Raw genomic sequence first — 4,937 nt, forward strand, 5'->3', positions numbered from 1 at the left:
ATTTTCCTCTTTTTGAGGCAGTTGGAGTAATTGTTCGGCAGATAAATGTTTCTCTCCGGCAGTTCTCTGAATTATCATTTTTGTCAAATTAGTATTGCAATTCCTAATTTGTCCAGAGAGCAGAAAATAATTTTGGTAAAAAAATTTCAGGGATTCGGAGAGTTCGCCATAATCGGGTTTATCATGTAAAAATAAATTCAAATTGAGCAAATTAACAAATCTTTCCAATCGGTAATATACCTTTTCTCCTTAAATTTGGTAATCATACTTGAATGAGAAAAATTTTACCTGAATAGGGATTTAATTAGTATCCAGAATAAAAATCGTAATAATATAAGATATCTGGAGGGGCTGTTGCATAAAAACCTTCCATTAACACCAGAAGGTCAAGTAAAGCCGTTATTGTTATTATCCACAGCGTTATTTTTCCTTATTGTATCACTCAATTTGATTCGTGCAACAGCCTCTTTATTATTAAAGAATAAAAATGTAACCCTCTCGTAAAACTGAGGAAATTACTCCAGAACTTTCACCCACAGGTGTAAATCCCGGTAACTCTGGTTTATCCGTTCCATACCCCAAACCGAATTATCAGGTACTGTCTCATTAAACAATAAAAATTCAATCCGGTTGTACCCGATATCAGCTGCTGAGAGATTATAGGGCATAATCACGGTCTCATTATGAGGAACTATGACTGATAACCGGTCGGTCATATTCATCCGGGTGATATACGATATATTCCCTGATTCATCGTTCTCCATGGTCATCTGATGGACTTCAATTGTATACGTGACATTTCGGTATTCATGGTTGCCAACCCCGATATACATCGGATACTCTTCCCCGATGAACAACCGGTCCGGGTAATCAGCCGCCATCCTCTTCTCCCCCAGGATGTAAAATTCAGTAAACTTCTCCCCTTCCTTTGGAAAAACAATAACAAAAATGGTCGTCCCAATCGCTGTAATAATTGAGATAAGAAGTATAATGGAGAGTATTTTATCAGTTCTGTTCCCCTCCTTCGGGAAGAACTCTTCACGAATCGCTGCCATTATCTCTTCTGCAGGAAACCGGTACCGCTTATCAGGACGAGTCATCGCCCGGCATGCCTGGGCAATAAGGACCATAACTATCGTAAACAGGGAAACGGAGATGACAACAGGGTCAAGCCGAATCCCCCAGGGTGTATAGTTTAAACCAAGACCAATGAGAGGGACCACGGCAATAGAAAGACCAAACGACAGGGCAATACGTTCGATGAGATCCAGATCCTCATTGGTAGGAAACAGGGCAGCTATGAGGGCATACCCCGGAATGAACAGAACAAGGGGGAGTGCCATAAGGACCCGGACTGGTGTTTCATTGATAACCGGGACATAGATACAGGCAATAGCCCCAATAAGCCAGAGGAGGATGACTATCAGATCTGAAAAGACGCGGGTCTGAAGAAAGGATATATAGAGTATATGCAGGACAGGACTGTCCCTGCCAGACGGATGCACTTTAAAGTATTGGAACCAGTATTGTTTATAGCTGGATCATCGCAGAGGTATGGGTCAATCATATCCGATGGGAGGAAGGCATATGAAAAGAATGGATAAAAAAATTATTACAAGTGGAATACTGCTCATTTTCATCATTGGAATCTCGCCGGTCCAGGCATTTTCATCTGACCGTCTCGCAGTTGATCTTCTGGAGAATGGTGATGCCTATATTACCTTTGAATACACGCTCAACATAGCTGAACAGGTTGCCGTCTATCTCAAGATCGCCGACCCGAATGCAGAACTGAAAAAAGCACTTGAAGATATGTTTCATCATACGGTGACCGTGGATGAGGTTACGAACAATTCAGCACGGTTCAGGGTGGAAAAATTTTCAAATATTACTGAAATAAATGGGTCGGTTGTCATGAAGACTCCGGAGATATCTTTTACGATGGCTGAGAAGGCACTCCAGAAGTACTGGTTTGCTCCTCTTGTCCAGGCAGATTATTCTGCGGAGATTGCAACCATTACCTATCCGGACGGATATGTCGAGGAATTTTTTGATACCAACAAAATCCCGGCAACATCCCGGGTTCTCTCCTGATTTTTACGGGAGGAGAGTATATATCATCTCTACCGAATCATCCTTTTTTACCGGGACACACCGATCAACCTGAACCGGCCTGTCCAGCCCTTTTGCGATTACGGTTGCAAAGAGGCTGCAGATGACACACGGGCTCATGGTACAACAGGCTGGTGATTCCCTAAAAACCGCCCGACATCCCTCATAAAGGCGATACCCCTCCATGTGGATCTGAACACTGGTGGCTGACCAGGATACCATAATTTCAGAGGCAACCTCCAGAACATCAATCGCTATCTCATGCAGGAGTGTTGATAATTCCTGCTGTGATTTGGGTATTATAAGCTGATTGGTCTTTTGAAGCTCCTCAAGCAGCGGGATGCATACCGGCGGTAAGAGCAGTCCTGAAAAACCTTCTCCGGATATAAATACCAATCCATCCACTGGTTCCCCGGTATACCGGGCCACGGGGATCAGATGCATGACACTCTGGCATTCGGTCCGACTTTCAGGGAGAAAACACGAGAGCCCGGAGATACCGAGATCCGCAGCAATCATACAGATATTTATCGCTCCCTGAACCTGGAGCAGTGAAACAAATCGTTCATCAACGGAATCAGGACGATGAAGTACGAAAAGCAGGATAGCTGTCAGAAAGAGAATGACGGCAGATACGAGAAGTGCTGCTGATATGATGTCCCTTCTTTCACTCAAGCTGACAATTCCAGCACACATACCGGCAACGATGAGAAGAACAAATGATCCACATATATATCGATCGGGGATTGAGAGCTTCATAATTCATCCCTTCCCGCTTGGTAAACCATCCGGTATTCAAAAAGAAGCAGGGTTAGAGCAACAAGGCCGGCAAGAACAAGGACTGCCATACATGGCAGGAGTGTATGCTGAATCTCCTCTGACAGAAAGGCAAGAATACACATCACAACCCCCCACAGGGCAAAAAGAATACATCCATTCCGGTTTTTCAAAATAGTAAACCCATTTAGAAACTCCGCGGTAACAAGAAGTGCAATCATCACTCCAAAGAATGAAGAGACAAACCAGAGAGCAATTGCTGCACTTTCTCCCATACAAAACCTGGTGAACTGGTGCGACGGTGAATTCTGCCGGAACAATCCTGCCGCGACATATAATGCACAAAGAAAAATTCCAGAATATATTTGGTAACCCGGCAAAACCTGTGCATAAAGCACCAGGAATATGATGATAATACCGAAAAGCAGAGAGAAAACCCGTCCCATACTGGTACCCATCAGATCACCTCAACCGCTTCTCCACACAGAGAAACGGGAATCCTGAATGAGAGATCAGAACGTTTCGGGGTGCGTATCAGGAAGGGGATGTTCTGCCTGACTGCAAGCACTGCTATCTCCCGAATATGGCTTAAATCCCCGTCACACAAAGAATAGAGAATTATTTCATGAAAATGCCGGTGCAGAAGGATGGTATTCATCGCATGGGTAAACCGGGTGGTTTTTCTATCCTGCATATGCCGTTTCCTGACATCGTGTATCCGGGTGAGACAGGTTTGTGTCTGCTCTGAAAGACCTGACCGGCTCAGCAATAATTCAGCTTGATATATCTCCTTTCTCATATCAGATCTCATTTTAAACCGGAACAGGTGAAATGTCCGGGGAACCGGATGAATTTTTTCACGGATTATTGCCAGACAGTGAGCCATATCATACCCTTCATAATACAGATCACTCATATTTGGCCCAGATATTGCCATAAGACAAATTGATTCTTTTTTCGCCAGTTTTGACTCCACATATCCTGAAAGAGAACTGACCAACCGTGAAAATGCCTGCCTATCGATCTCCTGCCCGGTATCAGGCAGATCCACGATGATCATGGGTAGTTCATCAGCGGGTGTTGCATACTCCCGGATATACAGAGTGCCCCGTTTTGCTGATATCTTCCAGTCGATATACCTGATATCATCTCCTGGTAGATATTCCCGATACTGCCTGACTGAATATCCTTTTACCGGCCCGATACGTTCAAGATCTTTTCCTGATCCTGGTTTTTCAACCAGCCCGAATAATGGCCAGGGTTGTATCTGAAATGAGGGAGCAGAGGCTTTTCCTGGTCGAAGAGGAAGAGAACTTGAAAAAAACAGGTTCTGTATGGTGATTATACCTCCTTCATGGTATATGGTTCCATGATAATGAGGAATAAAGCGGTACGAAAGGGTAAGAATCTGCGGTCCGGCAGTATCAGCCCGGATCTGGTTCTCTCCTGACTCAAGACTGCACATGGCGGGAATCATATCCAGGTATCGCACCTCGTAACCAGGGGGAACCATAAGGGAAATGGTACATTCAATGGCATTACTTCTTCCCTGTCTGATGAGGGGTTTTTCAATCTTCCATGAAACACAGATAGTCTGGCAAGTTTTGAAAACCATGAAAAGAAAAAGGAGACATACCCCCATCAGCAGGATTCCCACCGAGGTTCCTGCCATAAGAAGTACCGGATCATCCAGAATACCGGCCAGGATGATGAGGATGAGAAAAACTGCCAGCAGCCCGTGTGAACAGGGTGTCGTCTTCACCGGTTATGGCACCTCAATTCGACTCAGGATATCCATAAGAATGTCGCCAGGACGGACACCTTCAATCTCTGCCTCCCGTGTCAGATATAACCGGTGAATCAGGACAGATGACGCGATTTTCTTTACATCATCAGGAATGACATACGTCCTTCCAGCAAGAGCCGCGGCCCCTTTTGCCCCCTTGACAAAGGCTATCGAAGCCCTACTGGAAGCCCCAAGTCCGATATCCGGATGGTTCCTGGTTGCTATAATGATATCCCGGATATACCGGTGAACAGGATCCTCC

Annotated in this window: 7 protein-coding genes; 1 reads left to right on the top strand and 6 read right to left on the bottom strand. The window is 44.8% G+C overall.

Annotated features, from left to right (window positions below; genetic code table 11):
- Together PLA23_RS09255 and PLA23_RS09260 are read right to left on the bottom strand one after the other, a co-directional pair.
- Positions 1 to 228 (bottom strand): hypothetical protein (locus PLA23_RS09255; RefSeq protein ID WP_324474950.1); only part of this gene is annotated, 228 nt, incomplete at its 3' end.
- Positions 229 to 515: 287 nt separating this feature from the next.
- Positions 516 to 1,505: a DUF8471 domain-containing protein gene (locus tag PLA23_RS09260; protein WP_324330883.1), complete on the bottom strand. Its 990-nt coding sequence runs from the start codon at positions 1,503 to 1,505 to the stop codon at positions 516 to 518.
- Positions 1,506 to 1,596: 91 nt separating this feature from the next.
- On the opposite strand from PLA23_RS09260, the gene PLA23_RS09265 reads away from it, so the two are divergent.
- Positions 1,597 to 2,094 (top strand): hypothetical protein, encoded by a 498-nt coding sequence (locus PLA23_RS09265; protein ID WP_324330881.1) that lies wholly within the window; start codon positions 1,597 to 1,599, stop codon positions 2,092 to 2,094.
- Positions 2,095 to 2,097: 3 nt separating this feature from the next.
- On the opposite strand, the gene PLA23_RS09270 is transcribed toward PLA23_RS09265, so the two are convergent.
- The 4 genes from PLA23_RS09270 to PLA23_RS09285 all read right to left on the bottom strand — a co-directional run.
- Positions 2,098 to 2,871, bottom strand: coding sequence for a DUF7982 domain-containing protein (locus PLA23_RS09270; RefSeq protein WP_324330879.1), 774 nt, complete (start codon positions 2,869 to 2,871; stop codon positions 2,098 to 2,100).
- Entirely contained in the window at positions 2,868 to 3,164 is a 297-nt protein-coding gene (locus PLA23_RS09275; RefSeq protein WP_324330877.1) for a hypothetical protein, read from the bottom strand. Before PLA23_RS09275 ends, PLA23_RS09270 begins: the two co-directional genes overlap by 4 nt.
- A gap of 182 nt (positions 3,165 to 3,346) precedes the next feature.
- The gene (locus PLA23_RS09280) at positions 3,347 to 4,651 is read right to left on the bottom strand and encodes a DUF58 domain-containing protein (protein WP_324330875.1); all 1,305 of its coding nucleotides are present in this window, start codon (positions 4,649 to 4,651) and stop codon (positions 3,347 to 3,349) included.
- Positions 4,652 to 4,654: 3 nt separating this feature from the next.
- The coding region (locus tag PLA23_RS09285) for an AAA family ATPase (protein ID WP_502883618.1) at positions 4,655 to 4,937 on the bottom strand (283 nt) is incomplete at its 5' end.

This window comes from Methanospirillum sp. (genome assembly GCF_035406105.1).
GTDB lineage: Archaea > Halobacteriota > Methanomicrobia > Methanomicrobiales > Methanospirillaceae > Methanospirillum.